At 61.8% G+C, this 23,499-nt stretch carries 18 protein-coding genes; 3 read left to right on the forward strand and 15 right to left on the reverse strand.

Annotation, left to right across the window (positions count from 1 at the left end; genetic code table 11):
- Positions 1-87 precede the first annotated feature (87 nt).
- Both AC5SEO_RS05370 and AC5SEO_RS05375 read left to right on the forward strand, forming a co-directional pair.
- Positions 88-408, forward strand: coding sequence for a carboxymuconolactone decarboxylase family protein (locus AC5SEO_RS05370; protein WP_174068105.1), 321 nt, complete (start codon positions 88-90; stop codon positions 406-408).
- Positions 409-646: 238 nt separating this feature from the next.
- Positions 647-2,983: a PAS domain-containing sensor histidine kinase gene (locus AC5SEO_RS05375; protein WP_041694525.1), complete on the forward strand. Its 2,337-nt coding sequence runs from the start codon at positions 647-649 to the stop codon at positions 2,981-2,983.
- Positions 2,984-3,045: 62 nt separating this feature from the next.
- Here the strand turns inward: AC5SEO_RS05375 and AC5SEO_RS05380 are convergent, their stop codons facing one another.
- Complete coding sequence (locus AC5SEO_RS05380) at positions 3,046-6,015, reverse strand: bifunctional [glutamine synthetase] adenylyltransferase/[glutamine synthetase]-adenylyl-L-tyrosine phosphorylase (RefSeq protein WP_174068104.1); 2,970 nt, start codon at positions 6,013-6,015, stop codon at positions 3,046-3,048.
- A 323-nt stretch (positions 6,016-6,338) separates the two neighbouring features.
- On the opposite strand from AC5SEO_RS05380, the gene AC5SEO_RS05385 reads away from it, so the two are divergent.
- Positions 6,339-7,202: a MipA/OmpV family protein gene (locus AC5SEO_RS05385; protein ID WP_025592866.1), complete on the forward strand. Its 864-nt coding sequence runs from the start codon at positions 6,339-6,341 to the stop codon at positions 7,200-7,202.
- Positions 7,203-7,315: 113 nt separating this feature from the next.
- Here the strand turns inward: AC5SEO_RS05385 and AC5SEO_RS05390 are convergent, their stop codons facing one another.
- The 14 genes from AC5SEO_RS05390 to AC5SEO_RS05455 form a co-directional block, all read right to left on the reverse strand.
- Positions 7,316-7,741 carry a thiol-disulfide oxidoreductase DCC family protein gene (locus AC5SEO_RS05390; protein WP_003512153.1) on the reverse strand — a complete coding sequence of 142 codons (426 nt, stop codon included), beginning with the start codon at positions 7,739-7,741 and terminating at the stop codon, positions 7,316-7,318.
- Positions 7,742-7,932: 191 nt separating this feature from the next.
- Positions 7,933-9,342 (reverse strand): sensor histidine kinase, encoded by a 1,410-nt coding sequence (locus AC5SEO_RS05395; protein ID WP_174068339.1) that lies wholly within the window; start codon positions 9,340-9,342, stop codon positions 7,933-7,935.
- Positions 9,343-9,351: 9 nt separating this feature from the next.
- Positions 9,352-10,110 (reverse strand): response regulator transcription factor, encoded by a 759-nt coding sequence (locus AC5SEO_RS05400; RefSeq protein WP_013635754.1) that lies wholly within the window; start codon positions 10,108-10,110, stop codon positions 9,352-9,354.
- Positions 10,111-10,380: 270 nt separating this feature from the next.
- Complete coding sequence (locus tag AC5SEO_RS05405; RefSeq protein WP_003512147.1) at positions 10,381-11,934, reverse strand: Do family serine endopeptidase; 1,554 nt, start codon at positions 11,932-11,934, stop codon at positions 10,381-10,383.
- Between the two features lie 156 nt (positions 11,935-12,090).
- Complete coding sequence (locus tag AC5SEO_RS05410) at positions 12,091-12,555, reverse strand: cytochrome c-type biogenesis protein (RefSeq protein WP_003512144.1); 465 nt, start codon at positions 12,553-12,555, stop codon at positions 12,091-12,093.
- Complete coding sequence (locus AC5SEO_RS05415; RefSeq protein ID WP_174068103.1) at positions 12,552-14,546, reverse strand: heme lyase CcmF/NrfE family subunit; 1,995 nt, start codon at positions 14,544-14,546, stop codon at positions 12,552-12,554. The genes AC5SEO_RS05410 and AC5SEO_RS05415 overlap by 4 nt, the downstream gene beginning before the upstream one ends.
- Entirely contained in the window at positions 14,543-15,055 is a 513-nt protein-coding gene (gene ccmE, locus AC5SEO_RS05420) for a cytochrome c maturation protein CcmE (RefSeq protein WP_003512141.1), read from the reverse strand. Before ccmE ends, AC5SEO_RS05415 begins: the two co-directional genes overlap by 4 nt.
- Positions 15,052-16,206 carry a c-type cytochrome biogenesis protein CcmI gene (gene ccmI, locus AC5SEO_RS05425; protein ID WP_174068102.1) on the reverse strand — a complete coding sequence of 385 codons (1,155 nt, stop codon included), beginning with the start codon at positions 16,204-16,206 and terminating at the stop codon, positions 15,052-15,054. The genes ccmE and ccmI overlap by 4 nt, the downstream gene beginning before the upstream one ends.
- 143 nt (positions 16,207-16,349) lie before the next feature.
- Positions 16,350-16,778: an RT0821/Lpp0805 family surface protein gene (locus AC5SEO_RS05430; protein WP_025592860.1), complete on the reverse strand. Its 429-nt coding sequence runs from the start codon at positions 16,776-16,778 to the stop codon at positions 16,350-16,352.
- Positions 16,779-16,885: 107 nt separating this feature from the next.
- The gene (locus tag AC5SEO_RS05435) at positions 16,886-18,286 is read right to left on the reverse strand and encodes a sensor histidine kinase (RefSeq protein WP_003512137.1); all 1,401 of its coding nucleotides are present in this window, start codon (positions 18,284-18,286) and stop codon (positions 16,886-16,888) included.
- Positions 18,276-18,947: a response regulator transcription factor gene (locus AC5SEO_RS05440; RefSeq protein WP_003512135.1), complete on the reverse strand. Its 672-nt coding sequence runs from the start codon at positions 18,945-18,947 to the stop codon at positions 18,276-18,278. The genes AC5SEO_RS05435 and AC5SEO_RS05440 overlap by 11 nt, the downstream gene beginning before the upstream one ends.
- Before the next feature lie 96 nt (positions 18,948-19,043).
- Entirely contained in the window at positions 19,044-19,298 is a 255-nt protein-coding gene (locus AC5SEO_RS05445; RefSeq protein WP_003497070.1) for a hypothetical protein, read from the reverse strand.
- 139 nt (positions 19,299-19,437) lie between these two features.
- Positions 19,438-19,644: a hypothetical protein gene (locus AC5SEO_RS05450; RefSeq protein WP_019564069.1), complete on the reverse strand. Its 207-nt coding sequence runs from the start codon at positions 19,642-19,644 to the stop codon at positions 19,438-19,440.
- Positions 19,645-19,678: 34 nt separating this feature from the next.
- A complete protein-coding gene (locus tag AC5SEO_RS05455; RefSeq protein WP_174068101.1) occupies positions 19,679-23,482 on the reverse strand; it encodes a baseplate multidomain protein megatron in 3,804 nt (1,267 codons plus the stop codon).
- Positions 23,483-23,499 lie beyond the last annotated feature (17 nt).

The following is a 23,499-nucleotide window of genomic DNA, read 5'->3' on the forward strand; positions in this document are numbered from 1 at the left end:
GATTTCCGTCAAGGCGGCGCAACGCATTGCGCGACACAATCGTCAGCGACAGGCCGGAACGCGGCCGCAAGCGGAAAGGGACTTCAAATGACGGATATTTCCAACACCAGCAATTCGTTCCAGCGTTTCATCACCGAAGCCCCGGCCCATCAGGCTGTCTGGCTTCAGGCCGTGCAGGGGTTGGGTGCGGCGTCCACGCTGGATGCCAAGACGCAATGCCTGATCTATATCGGCATTCTCGCCGCACTGCGGCTTGAAGGCGGTGTGGAATTTCATGTGCTGGAAGCCAAAGCGCATGGCGCAAGCCGTGACGATATCATCAGCGCGGTGCTGACCGGGCTTCCTGCCGCCGGAAACGGCGTTCTCGGCGCACTTGGACCTGCTCTCGAAGCTTTCGACAAGGCTTGAGAACCACCGGCCGTAACACACCGGAACGTCCCAGACCGGCCATCCGGGTGTCGGTTTTTCCAATGCCTGCCGCCGCTTTGCAGACCGTAACGCGCTGTCCCGAAAAAATACGGAGTCGGTTCAAGGGGTTAAAATTCTTTTAACTTTTGCCTCTGGACACGGCGAATCGCATTTGATTCACTATGCATATTCGAGCGGCGGCGCTTCGAATCAGTGGGGATATCTTGAAGGCGGGACAATGACGAACGTGCGGCGGGCGACTGCGGGCGATGAGCGGCCGTATGCCAAATTTTCTGATCTTGCGGCCTGGGGCGAAAGGCTTTCCAGCGACCTGATGGGTTTGATGAACGGCTCCGACCGCCCGATGCCGCAGGTCGAGACCCTGCTGAAACGCCTCATTCCCATTCTCATTCTTGCATTTCTCGTCGTCATCGCGGCGTCACGCATGCTGGGCATCGTTGCCGAATATAGCCGCATGGAAGAGGCAGCCCGCCACTCTACCGCACTGACAGCGCTGACGGCCAAAGCAGCCCTTATCAACAACGGTATTGTCTTTGCCTCGCAAGAGCGCGCCCGCGCAGAGGCGAGCCTTGCCGCAGCGCTGCCTTCGGGCAGCCTTGCTGATGGCACGATGGTGCTTCTGTCGGGCAGCAACGGCCGGATTTTCGCCGGCGCCGGCAAGGGCGCCACGCTTTACATCGGCACCTCCCTGCCGGCTTTGCTTCCCGAAATCGCCATTGTTCAGCGTTTTCCCGGCGCGCCCGGCACCATCGAAACGAATATCGACAACCAGCCGCATTATGCGACGATGATCCCCTTCGGCGACGATGGAGGCATGGTCATCGCGGCGCGCTCGCTTGAGCCGATCCGTTCTTTCTGGCGCAGCGAAATCGCCATGAACGTGACGCTGTTTGCCGGAATCTCCTCGATCCTTCTCGTCGTGCTCTACGCCTATTACATGCAGGTCAAACGCGCCCGCGATGCCGACGACATCTTCGCCGAATCGAACCTGCGGGTGGAGACGGCGCTGTCACGTGGCCGCTGCGGCCTGTGGGACTTCGATCTTTCCACGCGGCGCATGTTCTGGTCCGGCTCGCTCTACGAAATCCTCGGCAGACCGCCGAAGGCCGCACCGCTGTCCTTTTCCGATGCGGCGCGCATGATGCATTCCGAAGATGGGAACCTCTACGAGCTTGCCCGTGCTGTCGGCTGCGGTGATCTGCGCCAGATCGACCAGATCTTCCGCATGCGCCACGCGAAAGGCCACTATGTCTGGCTGCGTGCCCGTGCCCAGGTCATCCGCACCAATAACGGCCCGCGCGTCATCGGCATCGCCATGGACGTGACCGAGCAGCACCGCCTTGCGCAACGTTATGCCGAGGCAGACCAGCGCCTTGCAGACGCCATCGAATCCACCTCGGAAGCCTTCGTGCTGTGGGACAAGAATGACCGTCTCGTCATGTGCAACACCCATTACCAGAAGGCTTACGGCCTGCCGGACAGCGTTCTGGTAGCGGGCACCGAAAAGAGCGCCGTGCAGGCGGCTGCGGCACGCCCGGTTGTGGAGCGGCGCGTTGCGGACCCCGATCAGTCTGGCCTTTCGCGCATGACGGAAGTGCAGCTTGCCGATGATCGCTGGCTACAGATCAATGAACGCCGCACCCGTGACGGCGGCCTCGTCTCCGTCGGCACCGACATTACGCTTCTGAAGCGCCATCAGGAGCGCCTGCGTGACTCCGAACGCCGGCTGATGGCCACCATCGGCGATCTTTCCGCCTCGCAGCATAAGCTGGAGCGGCAGAAGACGGAGCTTTCAGACGCCAACGCCAATTATCTCGCCGAAAAAGAGCGCGCCCAGGCGGCAAACCTCGCAAAGTCCGAATTCCTCGCCAATATGAGCCATGAACTGCGCACGCCGCTCAACGCCATTCTCGGCTTTTCCGACATCCTGCAAAACGAGATGTTCGGGCCGGTTGGCTCGCCGAAATATTCCGAATATGCCCGGGATATCCACGACAGCGGCAAGCACCTCCTAAATGTCATCAACGACATTCTGGATATGTCCAAGATCGAGGCGGGCCATATGCGGATCAACCGCGAGACAATCGATCTCGCGCCGCTTATCGAGGAAACCCTGCGGCTGACCGCCATCCAGGCGGAACAGAAGAACATCACCGTGCAGCAGAAGGTCTGCGCCGGGCTGACGATGCAGGGCGACCGCCGCGCCATGAAGCAGATCATGCTCAACCTTCTGTCCAATGCCGTGAAGTTCACCGGTAATGGCGGCCGCGTAGCGCTGCGCACCCATGTGCATCAGGCCGCCATGATCCTCACCATCGCCGATACCGGCATCGGCATTCCCGCCGAGGCGCTCGACAAGATTGGCCAGCCCTTCGAGCAGGTGCAGAGCCAATACGCCAAAAGCCAGGGCGGCTCAGGCCTCGGGCTCGCCATCTCGCGCTCGCTCGTCAGGCTGCATGGCGGCACGATGAAAATCCGCTCCTGCGAAGGCAGAGGCACGGTGGTGACGATTATCATCCCGCATGCGGCAGGGTGCTGTGGCACGGTGCATTGAGGAATATCGGGCTGTGCCCGCTGCGTTGCAGTAAGTGACGGCAGAACGCGCGATACCCACCATCACCCGCCATTCTTCACCGTCGCCACAAAGGCCTTGCGAACGACCTTCGCCAGCCGCTTCACCTCGCCCTCCAGCGTGGAAATATCCGGGCAATCCCCGGCCCGGCAAACCAGATCGATAAGACCGGCAGGCGCTTCCTTCGGATTGAAAGCACCGTCGATGCACAGCCGCACGATCTGCGATATCTCGGTGTAAAGCGCCGTCGCCGCCATGCAGTCGTCGAAGGATTGCTGCTCCATCACCGGGGCGGCCAGCACCTGCAATGCCTCTGCCGTGTTGCGACCCGGTTCGTGCGGCTGGAGACCCTTGGCGGGACCGACCAAAGCCAGATATTGGGCGATGAATTCGAGGTCGATCAGCCCACCATTGATGAGCTTGAAGTCCCAGATGTTTTCCGGCGGCTTTTCCTGTTCAATGAGACTTCGCATTTCCAGCACATCGGCTGAGACTTTCGCCACATCGCGCTTCTGGGACAGTACCGAGGCGATGATGCCGCGCGCATCTTCCATCAGCGAGGCTTCGCCACAGATCAGGCGAGCGCGGGAAAGCGCCATATGTTCCCAGGTCCAGGCTTCCTCGCGCTGGTATTTCTCAAAAGCGGAAATGCGCGTCGCCACCGGCCCCTTGTTGCCGGAGGGGCGAAGCCGCATGTCCACCTCGTAAAGCACGCCCTCGGCTGTGGGTGCCGATAGTGCGGCAATCAGCCTTTGGGTGACGCGAGTGAAGTAACGCACCACATCGAGCGGTTTTGCGCCGGTCGATTCATGGGCGGCATCGTCGTAGTCGTAGAGGAGAATGAGGTCGACATCCGAACCCGCGGTCAGCTCGAAGGAGCCGAGCTTGCCCATGCCCATCACGGCCACGCGCCCGCCCGGATATGGCCCATGCGCCGTCTCCATCTCCGAGAGTACGGCATTCAGGGCCGCTTCAATTACCAGATCGGCAAGATGGGTGAAGGCGCGGGCGGCGATCTCGCCACGGATCGCGCCTGTCAACAGCCGCACGCCGATGAGAAAGCGCTGCTCGGCGGCGAAAATACGGAGCCGGTCGAGAATATCCTCGTAGTGGCGGGCATTGGAGAGGAAATTGCCCATGCGCTGGGCAAGATATTCGCGCGTCGGCACGTCGCTCATCAGCGCCGGGTCCAGCATGCCGTCAAAAACATGCGGGCGGGCGGCGATGATTTCGGCAAGGCGCGGGGCCGACGACATGATCGTCACCAACAGCGACAGCAGCGGCTGATTGTTGCCGAGCAGCGAGAAGAGCTGGATGCCCGCCGGTAGCCCGGAGAGGAAATTATCAAAGCGCAGCAGCGCCTCATCCGCCCGCTTGCTTTCGCCAAAGGCGCGCAGCAGATCCGGCGTCAGCTCCGTCAGCCGCTCGCGCGCCTCGACCGATTGCGTTGCCCGGTACCGGCCATTGTGCCAGGTGCGGATGACGCGGGAAATATCCTCCGGCCGCTGAAAACCAAGTGCTGAGAGGGTTTTCAGCGTATCTGGATCGTCCTTCTGGCCAGTGAAGACCAGATTGCCTGCCTCACCGGAGAGTTTCGTCTCCTGTTCGAACAGCGCCGAATAACGGCGCTCAACCAGCCGCAGCACCTTTTCCAGCTTCTCGGAAAACGCCTTGGTATCTTCAAAACCGAGCATGAAGGCAATGCGCTTCAGTTCGGTTTCGGTGTCGGGCAGCACGTGGGTCTGCTCATCGCGCACCATCTGAATGCGGTGTTCCACTTCGCGCAGGAACCAGTAGGCTTCAGTCAGGCTATCGCGCGTTTCGGCATCGATCCATTTCGCTTCGGTGAGCGCCGCCAGCGCCTCCTGCGTCGCGCGGACCCTGAGCGCCGGCATACGTCCGCCGGCAATCAGCTGCTGCGTCTGCGCGAAGAACTCGATCTCGCGGATGCCGCCGCGTCCGAGCTTGACGTTATGGCCCTTAACCGCAATCGCGCCATGGCCCTTATGCGCATGAATCTGCCGCTTGATGGAGTGAATATCGGCAATCGCCGCGTAATCGAGATATTTGCGGAAGATGAAAGGTGTCAGTTCGCGCAGGAAATTGTCGCCGGCCTTCAGATCGCCGGCCACCGGCCGCGCCTTGATATAGGCGGCGCGTTCCCAGTTCTGGCCCCTGCCCTCGTAATAAAGCAGCGCCGCTTCCACGGGAATGGCGAGCGGTGTCGAGCCGGGGTCTGGCCGGAGCCTCAAATCGGTGCGGAAGACGTAACCGTCTGCCGTGCGTTCCTGCATGATACGCACGAGGCGGCGCATCATGCGGCCGAAATTCTCTGTCGCAGCATAGGGATCATCGATAATGCCAGCAGAGGGTTCAAAGAACACCACTGCGTCGATGTCCGAGGAATAGTTCAGTTCGCGCGCGCCGAGCTTGCCCATGCCAAGCACGATCAGGCCGGAACCTTCGCTTGGCGTGGCAACGTTCTTAAGTTTGAGCTTGCCGGTCTCATGGCCGACAAGCAGCAGGTGGTCGATGGCGGCCGACAGCGAAGCATCCGCCATGTCGCTCAGCCAGCGCGTGGTATCGCGGGCGGTGAAGATGCGCGCGAGATCGGCAAGCGCTGCGACGAAGGAAAGCCGACGCTTGGCGATCCTCAAGCGCGACATCACCTCGTTTTCGACGGGCACGCCGCCCTCTTGCCCCGGCTTCCAGCAATCGCGCGCTTCACCGACGAGATCGGCCAGTAGTGGCTCCAGCGGCTTCGAAATCGCGAGCGTCAGCAGTCCCTCGTCCGCCGCGGCCATATCGCGCAGATAGGGCGACAGCGTGAAAGCCGCAGCGATGAAGTCCTTCAGCGGGCTTTCGGCGGCAAGAAGCGCGGCCACAGCTGGCTCGCCCTTGGCGATATCCTTCAGCGTGGAGAGAACGGATTTCAGTTCCGTCTGCGTATAGGGGCGGATAACTCCCGGCAGAACCTCGCTCAGCCGCCTTTCAGCGGTTTCCCGTTTCGTCACTGTCTCTCTCCCTCTCCCGAGCGACCCATCCTTGCGCTTCGACCGTGCCTGATTCTCAGGAAGGATCGCTCCCCGCAAAATCGTCCTGCCGCCACGCATTGTCGAAGCTTCCGGGCGCATACACTCCGCGTTGTAACAAATGCGTGGCGCTTTGCGATCAGGAAAACCGTTTTTGCCGATCTTTTCCGCGGTCTGGCCTGCGGAAGCGCCATTTCAGTCGTGGCCGGCAATCTCGCGTAATGTCTCCGCAATTATGCCCACGTAGCGTCCTGCTCAACGAAACCCGACTCCCAGGTTTTGCAACGCTTGATGCTGCAACGGATATGATCATGAAACAGATTTTTACAGTCAAATGGCAAAAGAACCTGCGTGCAATGGCGTTGTGCCTGACCGCGCTGCCCCTGGCGCAAGGCATCTGCACGCCCGTCCTCGCTGCCGATCTCGGCAAATCGGACAGGTTCGCCGAACCGCAGGGCAATTTCGACAATGCCCGCTACAGCAGTTCCAGTGAGTGGAAAATCACACTTGGCGTGGGTGCTGCCTACGCTCCCAAATATGAGGGCTCGGACAAGCTTGAAGCAGGCGCGGTTCCCCTGGTTTCCGTTGAGTATGGAGATACGCTGAGCATCGATTTCAGCGGCGTCACCGTCAACCTGCTGAACAGCAACGGCTTCAGACTGGGCGTCAAGGGCGGCTGGGAAGCCGGGCGCAAGGAAAAGGACGACAAGAAAAATCTTCGCGGAATGGGTGACATCAAGGCGGGCGGCGTGGTCGGCGGTGTTATCGCTTATGGCATCGATCCCTTCGAGGTCTATGCGAAGGTGGACAAGACCATCAGCGGGAGCGAAGGGTTGACCGCAACCGTCGGCGCCAGCGTTTCGCACAAAGTCGACCAGTTCATCCTTGGCGCGGACCTCTCCGCCACCTGGGCGGACGACAAGCACATGAAATCCTATTTCGGCGTCACCTCGGCCCAATCCGCCCGTTCCGGCCTGCGCCGCTATGACGCCAAGGCAGGCTTCAAGCGCATCGACGCCAGCGCCTCCCTCACTTATCTTATGACCGAGAACTGGTCGATCACCGGCGCCGGCGGTGTTGGCTTCCTGCTGGGCGATGCCAAGGACAGCCCGCTCTCCAAGAAGGACATCCAGCCCTTCGCGATGATTGGCGTGGCTTATACGTTCTGAGCCGATGGCGATGTGGCATTGCGGGGATGCGTAACCATCTCCGCAACGCCGTCACGTGTCTGTACCGCCACCTGAAATTGTCGCCTGCCCTGGGCGGAGGATCGTCGCTAAGTTCAGAGAATCCTGTCCCTGTATTCCGGCGGCGCCACCCAGCATTGCGCACGTTTTCCGAACCAACGGTAGCGATTGCGGGCGACAAAACGATAGACGGGATCACGCAGAAATGCGGGAATTATGCGCAACATGCCAAGCAGCCGCCAGGGCATGCCAAGCGCCTCATAGATCGCAAGAACACCGTCGCTGTCCTGTCGCACCCTCTCGCCATCGACGACGAGCAGGCTGACCGGATTTTTGGGGTCCATTCCGTGCCGCCGGTAGATTTCCGTGCCGACGGCTCCCTGCATGGAGGCCAGCCGGAAATATCCGGCCTTGTCATGCCGCAGTACGAATTGCGCATTCACCGAACACAGCACACATTCGGCATCGAACAGAATGATCGGTCCATGGTGGTCGCCGACCAAGGGGGCCATGTTTGCCATCAATCATAAGTCCTTTTGCCGATCGCGATGCGATCCCCTCATAAAGTGCAGCTGTAGAACCTTATAAGATATTCTTCCGATCATCTTTCAATTCAATCTCGAGAGACGATTATTTCTCGGAGGTGAACGAATTTCCGCACAAATAGCGGTGACCAGCCGGTGCTGGTGTCAGCGGCGTTGGACAGCGCGGCTTACTGGGTCGAAACGGGAAAGATCATCGAGACGGTCAGGCCCGGGCAGACGGAATTTGTAGTGTCGGTGTCCGACAGCGCGAGCGATCCGCCGTGCAATTCCATCACGGCCTCCACCAGCGACAGGCCGAGCCCCGTGCCGGGTTTGGAGCGGCTTTCGTCCAGCCGCACGAAACGTTTCAGCACCTCGCCGCGCTTGTCGGCGGGGATGCCGGGGCCGTTATCGGAGACGGACAGCACGATGGCGTCCGTTTCGCTCACCAGACGCACGATGAGTTTTTTGTCGCCCTCGCATTCGCAGGCATATTTCATGGCGTTGTCGATGAGGTTTGAAAGCGCCTGGCCGATCAGCTCACGGTTGCCCTGCACCGAAAGACCGGGTTCGATCTCGGCCTCAAGCGTAAGTCCCGCGTCCTCGGCCACCGGTTCGTAAAGTTCGGCGCTGTCGGCGGCGATTGCCGACATGTCCACATCGGTCATTTCGGCGGCGATGGAGCCGGCCTCGACGCGGGAAATCATCAACAATGCATTGAAGGTGCGGATCAACTGGTCGGATTCGGCGATGATGCCTTCGAGTGCCGCGCGCCGTTTCGTCTCATCGTCGTCATCCAAGGCGGCCGCTGCCTTGTTGCGCAGCCGCGTCAGTGGTGTCTTGAGGTCGTGGGCGATGTTGTCGGACACCTGCCGCAAGCCCTCGTTCAGCTTTTCGATACGGCCGAGCATGGCGTTGAGCGAGCCGGACAGCCGATCGAACTCGTCGCCGGAGCGGCCCTGCGGCAGGCGCTGCGAAAGATCGCCGGCCATGATCTTCTTGGTCGCTGCCGACATGCGGTCGATGCGTTTCAAGGCATTGCGGCCGATGCCGAACCAGATGAGCAGCGCACCGGCGCTCATGATGGCAAGCGCCACCATCAGCGCATTGCGCACCAGCGCCCGGAATTTGGTGGGTTCGCCGAGATCGCGGCCGATCAGGATGCGCAGGCCGTTGTCCAGCATGAAGACATTGGCGGTCGCCATATGCTGCACGCTGTCGCCGCTTTCGGAATAACGTTCGTAACGGAAGGGGAAACCCGTCCAGCCCTCCTTGTCAAACACGCCGGGCTGCACGGAAGCGACATTGCCTGCAAGGATTTCGCCATTGGGGCCGGCGATGATGTAAAGGCTCGCCCCCGGCTGGCGGGCACGGCGCTCCATCATCCGCAACAGCGGGTTGATGCCGCCGCGATTGTAGATGCGCTGCACATCCGACACTTCCTGCAGCACCGCGTCACGCGTCTGCTGGTTCAGCAGCCGTTCGGAAAGGGCGGTGACATAAAAGACCAGAAAGGCTGCGCAGAGCGCAAACAGCAGGATATAAAGCGCAGAAAGGCGCACCGCTGTTGACCGGAACAATATTCTGAGGCGGACCATTTTCGCCAATCAGCCCTCGTCCTTCATCATGTAACCCGCGCCGCGAATGGTCTTCAGCAGCGGCTTTTCGAAGTCCTTTTCGATCTTCGAACGAAGGCGGGACACATGCACGTCGATGACATTGGTCTGCGGGTCGAAATGATAATCCCAGACGTTTTCCAGAAGCATGGTGCGGGTCACCACCTGGCCGGCATTCTTCATGAGATATTCCAGCAGGCGGAACTCACGCGGCTGCAACAGAATTTCCTTGCCGCCGCGACGGACATCGTGGGACAGCCGGTCAAGTTCGAGGTCGCCGACACGGTAGACCATATCCTGTTCGGGTTTGCCCTTGCGGCGGCCCAGCACTTCGATGCGTGCGAGAAGTTCGGAAAAGGCGTAGGGTTTGGGCAGATAATCATCGCCGCCGGCACGCAGGCCGGTCACGCGGTCGTCCACCTGCCCAAGCGCCGAAAGAATGAGAACCGGCGTCTCGATGCCGCGCCGGCGCAGCTCGCTGATGACGGAAAGTCCGTCGCGGCGCGGCAGCATGCGGTCGATCACCATCACGTCATAGGAATTCTCGCAGCCCATGAACAGGCCGCTTTCACCATCGCTCGCGTGATCGGCAACGATACCGACTTCCCGGAACGCCTTGGTCATATAGGCCGCAGCCTCGAGATCGTCTTCAATAACAAGAATCTTCATGTGCGGGACAATAGCGCCCTCGCCCTTTTCCGCACAACCGGAAACAGATGCGACGGACATTTCCTGAACCTTGTTTTCCATGAGATTTCCTCCTCGGTGCTGACTGGACCGGCTTTGTGGGTCCTTGTCTTCTCCCCGGCGGGGGGAAGATGGCCCGAAGGGTCGGATGAGGGGGCAAGGGCGCGGTCTATCGCGGGCCTTGCCCTTGATCCCGCTGCCGCGACCTCCTCCTCCCTAGCGGAGAAGAAACAAGCGGCACGCGCGTTCCACATACTCTGTCCCGCCCTCAAGGGGAGACACAGTCCCGAGCGACGCCGGCTCGAAGAAGAACCGGCGTCGCATCTCAGATTATCAACCCTGGTCGATATCCAGTGCGATGAAGCGGCTGCCGCTGTCCGTCTGGATCTGGAACAGCGCCTTGGAGCGTCCGTCCTTCTTCGCCTGCTCGAGAACCTTCTCGATATCGGCGGCAGAAGCCACCTGCTGGTTGTTGACGGAGGTGATCTTCTCACCCGTCTTCAGGCCACGGGCAGCGGCGTCGCTGTCCGGATCGACATCAGTGATGGCAAGGCCGTTGCCGTCGTCAGCGGGCGCAACCGTCAGGCCGAGGCTCGACAGCACCTTTGCGCTGGAAGGCTTGCTGCCACTGTCGTTTTCCTGGCCCGGCGTTGCCTTGGAGGCATCGTCGCTTGCGAGATCGCCAAGCGTCACGGTGACCGACTGCGACTTGCCGCCGCGCCAGAGCGAGATTTCAACCTTGCTGTTTGGCGTCATGCTGCCGATGCGGCGCGACAGATCGCGGGCATCCTTGACCGGGTCGCCATTGACGGCAGTGATGATGTCACCCTGCTTGATGCCAGCCTTGTCGCCCGGCGAACCGGACTGCGGCGAGACGACGAGCGCGCCCTTCGCTTCGGCAAGACCAAGCGACTCGGCAATGTCCTTGCTGACCGGCTGGATCTGCACGCCGAGCCAGCCGCGTTCGACCTTGCCGTCCTTTTGCAGGTCGGCGATCACGTCCTTGGCAACGGACGACGGAATGGCGAAAGCAATTCCGACATTGCCGCCGGAGGGCGAGAAGATCGCGGTGTTGATGCCAACGACTTCACCGTTGAGATTGAAGGCGGGACCACCGGAGTTGCCGCGGTTCACGGCGGCGTCGATCTGCAGGTAATCGTCATAGGGGCCGGAGCCGATATCGCGGCCACGGGCAGAAACGATGCCCGAGGTTACGGTGCCGCCGAGGCCGAAGGGGTTACCGACGGCTACGACCCAGTCACCGACGCGAATCTTGCTATCGTCGGCAAACTGCACATAGGTGAACTTGCGGTTTACATCGACCTTCAGCAGCGCCAGATCGGTACGCGGATCACGGCCAACGAGCTTGGCTTCGAGTTCGGTACCGTCATTCATCACCACCGTGTAGGCGGAGCCGTCATCGACAACGTGGTTGTTGGTGACGACATAACCGTCTTCGGAGATGAAGAAGCCGGATCCTTGAGCGACGGGGCGCAGCGGACCCTTGCCGTCACGGTGACGGTTCGGACCACGGTCGGGACGGTCCTGGTTGGGGCCACCGAATTCCTTGAAGAAGCGCTTCAGGGGATGGTCGTCCGGCAGCTGGTCGAGACCACGGCCGCCGAAATTGAAGGAAAAGTTGCTGGAATCATCGGAAGCGGGCTGCACGTTCGACTGGACGCGAACGGAGACGACGGCGGGCGAAACAGCCTCGACCACATTGGCGAAGCTCGGAACCTGCGGCGCAGTCACCTCCACCGGAGCGGCAAAGGAATGAACGATCGGTGCGGCGATGCCTGTGGAAAGCATCAGCGCGGCAAGACCGCCAACGGTCGTTGCCTTCAGAACCGTCTTCAGCGAGGAGCGTCCGTTTTGCGAGTGAGACATGGTGTACCTTCTTTCTTCATTCAGACTGGAACCCGTTTGACCGGGGGAGAAGCGGTGGATGATGAAGATATAGGAGGCGACACCTTACAGCGAAGTGTCTGACGAATGAAAAAACCGTAATGTTGAAAAAGAACCGAGGACGGATATGAAAATCAGTTATTTTTCAATGAGATTACGAATTCTCTCTTCTTCGTCCGCGCTCAGTTTTTCCGGCCGCTCCTGGGTGGCGCGCCGACGCGAAAAAACGAGGATGGCGAATATTCCCGCAAGCGCCAGAACGATGGGCGCGCCCCACAAAAGTGCGGTGCGCATGCTGAAACGCGGTTTCAGCAGCACGAATTCGCCATAACGAGACACGACGTAGTCGACTACAGCCTGATCGCTATCGCCTGCCACCAGCCTGTCCCGCACCAGGACGCGCAGGTCCCGTGCCAGTTCGGCATTACTGTCATCGATCGACTGGTTCTGACAGACCATGCAGCGCAGTTGCGACGTGAGATTGCGGGCGCGCTGTTCCAGTGCGGGGTCTTTCAGCACCTCGTCCGGGTTGAAGGCGAATGCCGGCCATGACGTAAACATGAGAACGAGAAGGAGCGTGAGCCCCGCCACAACCTCCCTCATTCCGCCGCCTCCGGCATCGCGGCCGTTTTTGCCGGCTTCGCCTTGCGGCTCGGTGCGCCCACCCTCAACCGTCTGTCGGAGAGCGATATCAAACCGCCGGCCATCATGAACAGCGTGCCGCCCCAGATGCACAGGATGAAGGGTTTCCACCAGATGCGCACTACCATGCCGCCATCCGCCATCGGGTCACCGAGCGAGACGTAGAGCTGGCTGAGGCCGAACGTCAAAATGCCCGCTTCCGTGGTCGGCATTCGCCGTGCGGTGTAGAGCCGTTTGGAGGACCAGACGTCGGCCACTTCCACACCCGCCTTGCGTATGGTGAAATGGCCGCGATCCTCGGTGAAATTAGGGCCGACGGCATGGCGGATGCCATCGAAGGTGAGACTATAGCCGCCCGCCTTCGCCTCCATGCCCTGCTTCATTTCAAGAACGGTTTCGGTCTCGAAGGTGGTGACGGTGACGATGCCGAGCACGGTGATGCCAAGCCCCATATGGGCAAGTGCGGCACCGAAGGCCGAACGCGGCAGGCCCTTCAGCCGGCGGAATGCGATGCCGAAAGCCAGTTTGCCGAAATTGGCCCGATACCAGAGATCGGCAAGCGCCCCGAAGATCAGCCAGAAACCGGCTGCGATGCCAAGTGCGGCGAGTACCGGGCCGCCGTTCTCCACGTACCAGAGCGTCAGCCCGGAAAGGGCTGCAATGGCGGCCGCCACATAAAGCCGCTGGAAAGCGCCGAGAAGATCGCCGCGCTTCCAGGCGAGCATCGGCCCGAAGGGCGTGACGATCAGGACCGGGATCATCAGGAGGCCGAAGGTGAGGTTGAAGAACGGCGCGCCGACCGAGATTTTTTCGCCTGTCAGCGTTTCGAGAATGAGCGGATAGAGCGTGCCGATCAGTACCGTTGCGGTCGAGACCGTCAGGATCAGATTGTTGAGGACCAGCGCCCCTTCGCGTGAGATCGGCGCGAACAATCCACCCACCTTCAGCGAGGGCGCCCGCCATGCGAACAACGCGAAAGCTCCGCCGATGAAAACGGTAAGGATGCCGAGAATGAAGATGCCGCGGCTCGGATCGGTGGCGAAGGCGTGCACGGAGGTCAAGACGCCGGAGCGCACGAGGAAGGTGCCGAGCAGCGACAGCGAAAAGGTCATGATCGCCAGAAGCACGGTCCAGATTTTCAGCGCTTCGCGCTTTTCCATGACGAGTGCCGAATGCAGCAGTGCGGTGCCCGCAAGCCATGGCATGAAGGAGGCGTTTTCAACAGGATCCCAGAACCACCAGCCGCCCCAACCGAGTTCGTAATAGGCCCAGTAAGATCCCATGGAGATACCTGCCGTCAGGAAGGTCCATGCGGCGAGCGTCCACGGCCTTACCCAACGCGCCCAGGCCGCATCGATCCGGCCCTCCAGAAGTGCAGCGACGGCGAAGGAGAAACAGACTGAAAAGCCGACATAACCGAGATAAAGCAGCGGCGGATGGATCGCGAGGCCGAAGTCCTGAAGGATAGGGTTCAGGTCCTGCCCTTCGGCCGGCACCCGCTCCAGACGCATGAACGGATTGGAGGTGAGCAGGATGAACAGCAGGAACGCGACGGAAATCCAGGCCTGCACGGACAGCACATTGGCTTTCAGCGTTTCCGGCAGGTTGCGACCAAAGATGGCAACGAGCGCGCTGAAAAACACCAGGATCAGCAGCCATAACAGCATGGAGCCCTCATGGTTGCCCCAGACGCCGGTCAACTTGTAGAGCATCGGCATCAGCGAATGGGAGTTTTCCCAGACGTTGCGCACGGAGAAATCCGAAACCGCATAGGCCCGCGTCAGCGCCGCAAAGGACAAGGCCACGAGCAGGAACATCACGACGGAGCCGAGCGAGGCGATATCCATCAGCGCCCGGTCGTTGCGGCGCGCGCCGATCACCGGCAGCGTCGAGACGATCAGCCCCACGGCGAGTGCCAGAACCAGAACGTAGTGGCCGATCTCGTTGATCATTTTATCGCTCCGGTCTTGTCGGCTGAAGCTCCCGCAGGAGAAGGCGCTGCGCCGGAAGGTTGCCCGCCCTCTCCGGTGTTCTGCCACAGGCCCTTGTCTTTCAGCCGGTCGGCCACTTCCTTCGGCATGTAGTTTTCGTCATGCTTGGCCAGAACGCTGTCGGCAACAAAGCCATGGGTCGCGGCATCGAAAACGCCTTCCGTCACCACGCCCTGCCCCTCGCGGAAAAGATCGGGCAGAATGCCGGTATAGCTGACGGGCACGTTTGCTTCACCGTCAGTCACTGTGAAGCTCACCGTGCGGCCCTCCCCGCGCTTGACGGAGCCTTCCGCCACCAGCCCACCAAGGCGGATGCGGGTGCCGGGATTGACCGGCGTCTTTTCCAGATCGGCCGGCATGTAGAAATAGGCTATGGACTGGCCGAAGGCGAACATGACGAGCAGCACGGCCGCGACGATGAAGCTCATGCCGCCGCCGATGATTGCGAGCCGTTTCTGTTTGCGGGTCATTGCGTCACTCCCTGCGGCATCGCGCGCCCTTGCCCGTCCATGCGAACGGGTCCGGCGGAAACTCCCAATTCCTTCGCCAGCGCCAGTAGCTGCTTACCCTCTTCGCCCTCAGGCGGGAAAACCTGCAAACCGGCTCTCAGTGCCTCGCCCGCCTTCGCTGCATTGTTCAAGACGGAATAGGCGCGCACGAGGCGCATCCAGCCTTCGAAATCACCGGGATTTTCCTTGAGCTTGGCGTCGAGGCTCGCCACCATGCCCTCGATCATCGCCTGCCGGTCGGCGGGCGTCATGTCTTTCGCCGCCGCCACGTCGTCTGCGGTCGGGCCGGGCGCTGCCTCGCCGCCGGTTCTGGCGATATGTTCCCGCACCAGCGGCAACCATGGCGCACCGGCTGGTGCATCCGCCGCCAGTGCTGCAAAGGCCGCACGTGCCTCCTGCGCCTTGCCCGCCTGCTCCAGCGACAGCGCCAGATAAAAGCGGGCGCGTGGATTGCCGGGTTTCAGCCGCTCGGCTTCGGCAAAGGCCTCACGCGCAGCCTCGATGACGATGCCGTCATTGCTCGCCACCAGTGTTTCGCCAAGTCCCGTCAGCCGTTCTGTGCTCGGCCCTTGCAGACGAAGCGCGTTGCGATAGGCAAGCTCGGCATCGTCAAGCCGCATCGTCTTGAAATAGATCGGCGCCAGGATATCCCAGCCTGCACCGTCGTCGGGGTTTTCGGCCAGGTGCCGCTCGGCACGGGCGACCAGAAGGTTCATGTCGTTGCCGGGTTGCTCCAGACGTGCCTCGAGCGGCATGTCCGGCACTTCCGGACTTCCCTTCCAGATGTAAAGACAGAGGCCAAGTGCTGGCAGCAAAACGGTAATCAGGGTGACGGCGAGATTGTGCCGCAGCGGCCGGGCGCTGCTTTCAGCGTCTTGACGGGTATCGGCTGCGGCAAGCAGCCGGCGGCCGATTTCGGCGCGGGCATATTCTGCCTCCGTCTCGCCGATCAGGCCAGCGGCACGCTCGCGGTCCAGTTCGGCAAGCTGGTCGCGATAGACTGCAACCTCGCCGTCGCGGCGCGTCTGCGACACCTCGGTCTTCCGCATCAGCGGGTACATCAGGACGATGGCGACAGCCGCCGTCAATATCGCAACGACAATCCAGAACATATGGCTCAATTACTCGAATGCACGGCACATGGAAACATGAAGCGCGGAGATGACGCGAATTTGAGACATCACGCCGCACCGCCCGGCATCCAGGTGCATCGCTATAGCCCTTCCTGTCACTCGGAAAGGTCCATGACCTTGATTTACGTCAAAGGAGACCAGCTGCCATCGGCATTGCGACAGGCCGCACCGCGAACCCGGGTTTCCTTTTCATCGACAGTCAGCGTGTGGGAATATTGCCGGCAATTCTGGTTGCCCACCTGATAGGGCGCATTGGCAACCACCTGGCCGCTGGCATCGTCGCCGGTCCATGTCACCGGCGTACCGACCGGGGCGGTTTCCAGTGCGCGATATTCGGCCTCGAGCGCTTTGGTGCGGTCACCCTTTTCGAGCTGCAGACCGCTTCGTCCGACAATGCCGCCCTGCATGTTGGCAAGGAACGGCGTTGAAGGTTGTGCCGAACCGCCGAACAGACTGCCACCGGCCGAGCGGGTGCCCGTGGTGGTGCAGGCGCTCAGCATCGATACGCACAGGATCGAGAGAAGTGCCGGGCGTGACACCAGCGAACGCATCGTCACGGAGCGGCAGCCATCATACACGTCAACCAAACCCTGTCCTCTTTTCCTTACCGCACCGCGCGTTATATATCGGCATTGAATTTCTTGCCTTTTTTCTTGCCTCACGCAAGCTCTTTCGAGAGGCCAGGCAAAATCAGATCGGCTTTCAGGCCACCTATCCCGCTGCGCGAGAGGGAAAAGTGGCCATGGTACTCAGACACCACTTCGGAAACGATCGACAATCCGAGGCCGGTGCCAGGACGGCTTTCGTCCAGCCGCCTGCCGCGCTTCATCGCTTCGCTTATCTGCCCGGGCTCCAGCCCCGGCCCGTCATCCTCCACGATCAACTCCACCCATGAGCGCCGGCCCATTTCGGGGTCGGAGGACGGGTGAGTGCCGGTCGCAAGCGTGACGACGACTTTGGTCTGTGCAAAACGCGCGGCATTCTCGAGAAGATTGCCGACGATCTCCTCCAGATCCTGCTGTTCCATGCCCAGCACCGCCCCCGGATGCTCGAAATTCAGCTCGAACTGCTTGTCGGGGTTGAGGCGGCGCATGACGCGCACCAGCCGTTCCAGCGCCGGCTCCGCTTCCACACGGGCAAGAATCGAGCCGCGCTGGGCGGCAATGCGGGCGCGCGAAAGATAAGACTGCACCTGCGCCTGCATGGCGTCAGCCTGCGCGCGCACCAGATCGCCATGCTGCGGCTCCAGCGTGCGGGCCTCGTTCAGCAGCACGGCAATCGGCGTTTTCAGCGAATGTGCGAGATTGCCGACCTGCATGCGGGCGCGCTCGACGATACGCCGGTTGCTGTCGATCAGCGCATTGACTTCGTTCGCCAATGGCTGGATTTCGCGCGGGAATTCGCCTTCGAGGCTTTCCGCCTCCCCGCCCCTGATCTTTCCGAGCGCCAGACGGGCCTGATCGAGCGGCCGCAGACTGTAGAGAATCGCAAGGCCATTGACGACCAGACTGCCGACACCGAAGACGGCGAGCGCCAGATAAAGGCTGTTGGAGAAATTGCGCACATCGTCTTCAACGACATTCAGGTTGCCGGAAACGCGGAAACGCGCCGCACGGCCTTCACCATCCAGCACGACTTCCGTTTCCGCCACCCGGACCTTGTTGCCCGCCTCGTCGGTCACGGCATAAAAACGCTCGTATCTGTTATCGAAGGGAGCATCGATAATGCTCGGCACCGGCAAGGACGCGACGCCGAGCGAAGAGGAGACCAGCGGTGCCGTCTGGAAATTGCCGAGCGGCTCCACCACCCAGTACCAGCCGGTATCGGGCTGCGAGAACCGGAGATCGCCGAGCTGCGGGCTGCCGGCCAGCGTATTCTCGTTCGAAATCGTCACGGAATTAATGACGTTATAAAGCTGCGCCCGCAGAAGATCGGTGAAGCTGCGCTCCACGCCCTGCCGGTAGAGCGTCGAGATCACGACGGCAATGACCACCAGCGCCAGCGCCGACCAGGCGGAGGCGAGAAGAAGAACGCGGGCGGTAAGAGAGCTACTTCGCATCTGCCGGCGCTTGCATCCGGTAACCGAGGCCACGGATGGTCTCGATCAGATCAACCCCGAGCTTCTTGCGCAAACGTCCGACAAACACCTCGATCGTGTTGGAATCCCTGTCGAAATCCTGATCGTACATATGTTCGACCAGCTCCGTGCGCGAGACGACCTCGCCCATGTGATGCATGAGATAGGAAAGCAGGCGGAACTCATGCGAGGTGAGCTTCAGCGTCACGCCGTTGACCGTTGCCTTGGAGGATTTGGTATCGAGCTTGACCGGTCCGCAGACGAGTTCGGAGGAAGCGTGGCCAGCGGCGCGGCGGATGAGCGCACGCACGCGGGCAAGAACTTCTTCCACATGGAAGGGCTTGGTCACGTAATCGTCGGCACCGGCATCGATACCCGCCACCTTGTCGCTCCAGCGGTCACGGGCGGTGAGAATGAGGACCGGCATGGCCTTGCCCGCCGCGCGCCATTTCTCGACGACGGTGATGCCGTCCATCTGCGGCAGGCCGATATCGAGAACGATCGCGTCATAGGGTTCGGTATCGCCTAGATAATGGCCTTCCTCGCCGTCAAATGCCTGATCGACAACATAACCGGCTTCTTTCAGCGCGTCGGTCAGCTGACGATTGAGATTGGCATCGTCCTCAACCACGAGAATACGCATTATCCGCCCTTTCCTTACGTCCCGGCCCGCGCGCGCGTCGCCGGTCATGCTAACTGTGTCGGATTGTTTTCCGATATTTCGGCGGTGCGGGCAAGGCTACATCGGCACGCGCATCGTTACCTTGCGCGGGCGCTCGCCATTACCCTGGACGAGAACGGTAACTACACAGGACTGACCGTCACCGGAGGGATAGACCGAAAGAAGCTGACCACCGGTTTCGCGCACCACGCGGGCAACGGCCGCGCCGCAATCGCTTGCAGCCAGAATGTAATGGCCCTGCAAATCAGCCTCGGGCGCCGTGAAACCGGAAAGCCCGGCTGCAAGCGTCGCGATGATGAGAGGTGATGCCATTGCACAAATCTTCCAAAAAAATCGGCTGCGTCTCGAACCGTATTGTGACCGAATATGTAGCGCAAAGCGTCTGAATGGCAAATGAATGCCGCCCCCGACGCTACGACGCACGGCGGGGACGGTATGGGCGCTAGTGGCGTCAACGGATGGCACGTGTTGCCGAAAGGCGGCCGTAAAGTGCGACGAGGCCGCCAATTCCGCCCGCAACGGTCACCAGTCCCTCCGCCAGCTCGCCGTGCAGGCCGGCGGGAAGATCAAGACCAGCGACGCTGAAAAGCGGTGCGAAAACCGCAACCAGGGCGCCCCAGATAGTGCGCGATTGATACCATGCCTTGGTACTATCCATAATCTCGTCCTTTGCGTTGTTTTTCAGGTGGTTGTCAGAGTGGGAGAACGGCGTGCGCCGCCACTCCCAGAGGCACCGCACGGCCGAGCTGACGGACACGCACGGAAATGTGATCCCGCAAGGTCGGGAAATCTGTGAGTTCGTCCGCTTTGGGGTACAGCCAGAAGGGTTCGGAGACCTCTGCCGTGCGTCGAACGGCCTCGCGGTCCAGCACCTCCACGCGGTAACGCTCGAACGGCTCTTCCAGCGGTATCTCGCTCGCGTCCCAGCCATCGGCCTCCATCCGGCCTCGGCGCACCCAGCGCAGCAAAATGCCGTCCCTGCGCCGCTCGGCCGCAAGATGCACCGGCGCGAGCGGCGTTTCAGCCCGCAAGCCACCCTCGAAGACAAAAGGACCGGCGGGGGCGCCCGCCATTCCCGCCGCCTCGGCGATCCAGTTCAGCCGCCGTCCGCGTTCGGTCGCGGCAAGACCGAGCGGCTGCACCGCCGCGTCCAGCACCACGACAGGGGCGCCCACCGGCGCGCCAATGGCCAACGCATCTTCCGTGCCGCCAAGCCCACGCAACAAAGCGGAAAGCCGCCAGCGCGCGGGCGCAATTTCCTCTGCGCGCGCGAAAGCGATGATCTCCCAAACACCGTTTGCGGCCCTCACCGCCATGCGGTTCTCGCCGTTCAGCACCGAAAGCTCCGTGGCCGAGGAAAGCTCGCCGGATGGCAGATCGATCAGGATGGTGTTTTGCCGGTCGAAACGGCCGGAGGGGCCTGATGTCAGCGGCATGGCCAACGTGCCGATCATCGCGGGCCGGTCAAGCACGGCGCACTGCCGGTAGCCTTCCGTGCCGGCGGAGGACGAAACGACGATAGGCCGCCATGGCCGTGCAAAAACGGCAATCCGCGCCGAATTTTCAGACGCTGTGCCGTCATGGCGCGGCAGGTCGAGAAACAGCACCTCCGGGGCAAAACCTTCCGCGCCGTTTGCCCCGCCAACACGACGCTCATCCAAAGCGCCCGAAAAAGCAGCGGATGCGGCGGAAAAGGCGCGCGCCTCCACCTGCCGTACAGTACCGTCCTCAATCCGGCTGACCAGAAACCTCCCTGCCGGAGCCTCCGAAAACACATTCTGCGGGAGACGAATGCAATCGCCGGGTTCCAGAGCGATATCTGCGGGCGGCAACGCAAAACGCAGCGTGCGCCGCGCCTGCCTGTTGTCACGCAACAGGGCCTCAGCTGCGGCTTCCGCTGTTTCCGCCGGGAGTGCCGCGCTAAGGTCGAGCCGCATGACGCGGCTGCCGGCATTGTCGATACGGCGCGAACGCACGCTCGCCTGCTCGTAGTCCAGCGCCGGATTGAACGAGCTCAGCACGGCCTCTGCGGCGAAATCGCTGTCATGGCCGCGATTTTCCGACCACAGCGGTTCGTCGTCCAGATCGGCCAGCACGGCAGCGTCACGCACGGGCAGAACCGCCGTATTGCGAGAGCGGAAGCGCAGGGTTCCGCCGTCCTCGGCCACATCCACCTGAAACGCCGACATCAGCGGCTCCAGGAGGTTGCGGGCCGAGGTCACGTCGCCCTGCACATACCCCGTCAGATCGCCACTGACGGCGGAGACGTCGAAGCCAGAAAATCCATGGTCCGTCAGGATCGCGGCGATGGTATCGGCAAGCGTGGCAGTCCCAAGCCGGCCGTTCAGCCAATGGCCGGTACGCCAGTTGGCCCCATCGCTCCAGGCCGCGCCGTTCTGCGGAAAGGCGGGGAACGGCCGTGCATCCCAGGTCCACATATAGACGCGGTTCGGATCCACCATCGCCGCATCGCCCTTCCCCCTCCAGTGGTCGAGATGCGCCTCCAGAAACCGTCGCTGCTGGCTATCGGCGCGGCTTCTGCGGGAAAAATAGGGATAAGCGTTTTCCGTCGATTTCGGATCGGGAAAGACATTCGGGCGCGTCGCACTCTTGTCCACCGCCGGGCAGCCGAGTTCGGTGAACCAGATCGGTTTCGACCCCGGCACCCATGCGGTTGGCGTCAATTTCTCTGCACCGCGCACCCGGTCAAAATGGGCATTCTGCCACCAGCTTCGCAGGTCCTTGTAGCGGAATACCCACGGCTTGCCCCTGAGACCATCAGTGATGGGCTTGCGCCGCCGCGCCGCGCGGTCGGCATGGCTGGCGTAATACCAGTCGAAACCCTCGCCCGCCGTGATGGCACGACGGAAGGCGTTAGCATCGTCCGGGCCGCTCATACCATCAGGATTGCCGTTTGCGGCATCCTCGTCGCGCCAGTCGGAAAGCGGCATATAGTTGTCGATGCCGATGGCATCGATATCAGGGCTTGCCCACAGCGGATCTAGATTGAAGAAGACGTCGCCGGAACCGTCCGCCGGCTGATAGCCGAAATATTCGCTCCAGTCCGCGCCATAGGTCAGTTTCGTTGCCGGCCCAACAACGGCGCGCACATCCGCCGCCAGCCGCACCAGTTCCTCCACGAAAGGAAAGGCGTCGTTATGGTCGCGCAGGCTTGTCAGCCCGCGCAGCTCCGAGCCGATCGGGAAGGCATCCACCCCACCCGCCTGCGCCACCAGCGCCGCATAATGCAGCACCATGCGGCGATACCCCTCAGTGCGGTTGCAGAAGGTGTAAATCTCCGTGCGCGTGCCTGCACTGCGGTCGGGCGAACCTGCCAGGCCCGGTGCCGGAAAACAGGTGATGCGTCCGCGCCAGCCATAGGCGTCCTGCTCGCCTTTGCCGTAGGGGTCCGGCAGGCCGTTGCCGGCTGGCACATCCATCATCACGAATGGATAAAGGCAGACCTTCAGACCACGCGCCTTGAGGTCGGCTATCGCCTGCACAACGCTTTGATCATCCGGCGTGCCACCATAAGCCGGGCCGCCGCCGTGATGGCTGACGAGATGCGCTTGCCCGCGCGAAACACCGGCGACGGACCATGCCGCACTTTCCCTGTCGCGACCCGCCACTTCCACACCCGGCAGAATGCGGCATTCGCCCGCGCGCATGTCGGTGCCGAACCAACTCACCACCAGCGCCACGCTTTGCAGATTGGGGCACAGCGCCTGCAATTCGTCGATCGCGGCCTGCCAGTCGGTCAAGGCCGTCAGGCAATTGCGGTTCATGATGCGACTTTCGCCCATGCCGGTGCGTTCCGAAACCTGCGCCGTGGCGTAACCGTGTTCCGTCGCACCGGGAATGACGGTGATGGCACGGATGGCTTTTTCCAGCCGGCCGACCGGTCGCACCACCTCGAACTGCATCAGCGGAATGCGGTTGCCATAGCTGTCAAGCGGCAGGCGTTCGAACACGACATAGGCCAACCCGCGAAAGGCGGGTGCATTGCCTGCGCCCTGTTTTGCCTCGATCAGCGGATCCGGTAATTGCGTCTCGCTGCCGGGATAAAAGCGCATCTCGATGGCGCTCAGGTCCAGTTCCCGCCCATCGGCCCAGACGCGCCGCACCATGGCCGCCTCGCCCTCGCACAGCCCGACGGCGAGATTGGCGAAATAGCGAAAGGACTCGACCTTCGGGCCGCGATTGCCCTTGCCGCCACGACGCGTCACCTCGACGCTTTCCTCAAAGCGCGTCGCCCAGATCAGCGTACCGCCGATCCTCGCCGTGCCGTAAAGCCGGTTGATGGCCGCGCCTTCGTCCGCACCCGGAATACGCGCTGTGGAAAGCCGGGCGCCGGACACCGTCCGCCCGTTCGAAAGCAGCGCGCGGTCGACGGCATGGCCTGCCAGCGCGCCAGCCGCGCGGCCGATGATGGCACCCACGGGGCCGAAAACGCCGCCGAGTGCTGCACCCGCCGCCTGAAAGAGAATGGTCGCCATGGTCGCCTCGAAAAATG

Source organism: Agrobacterium sp. K11, from assembly GCF_059429395.1.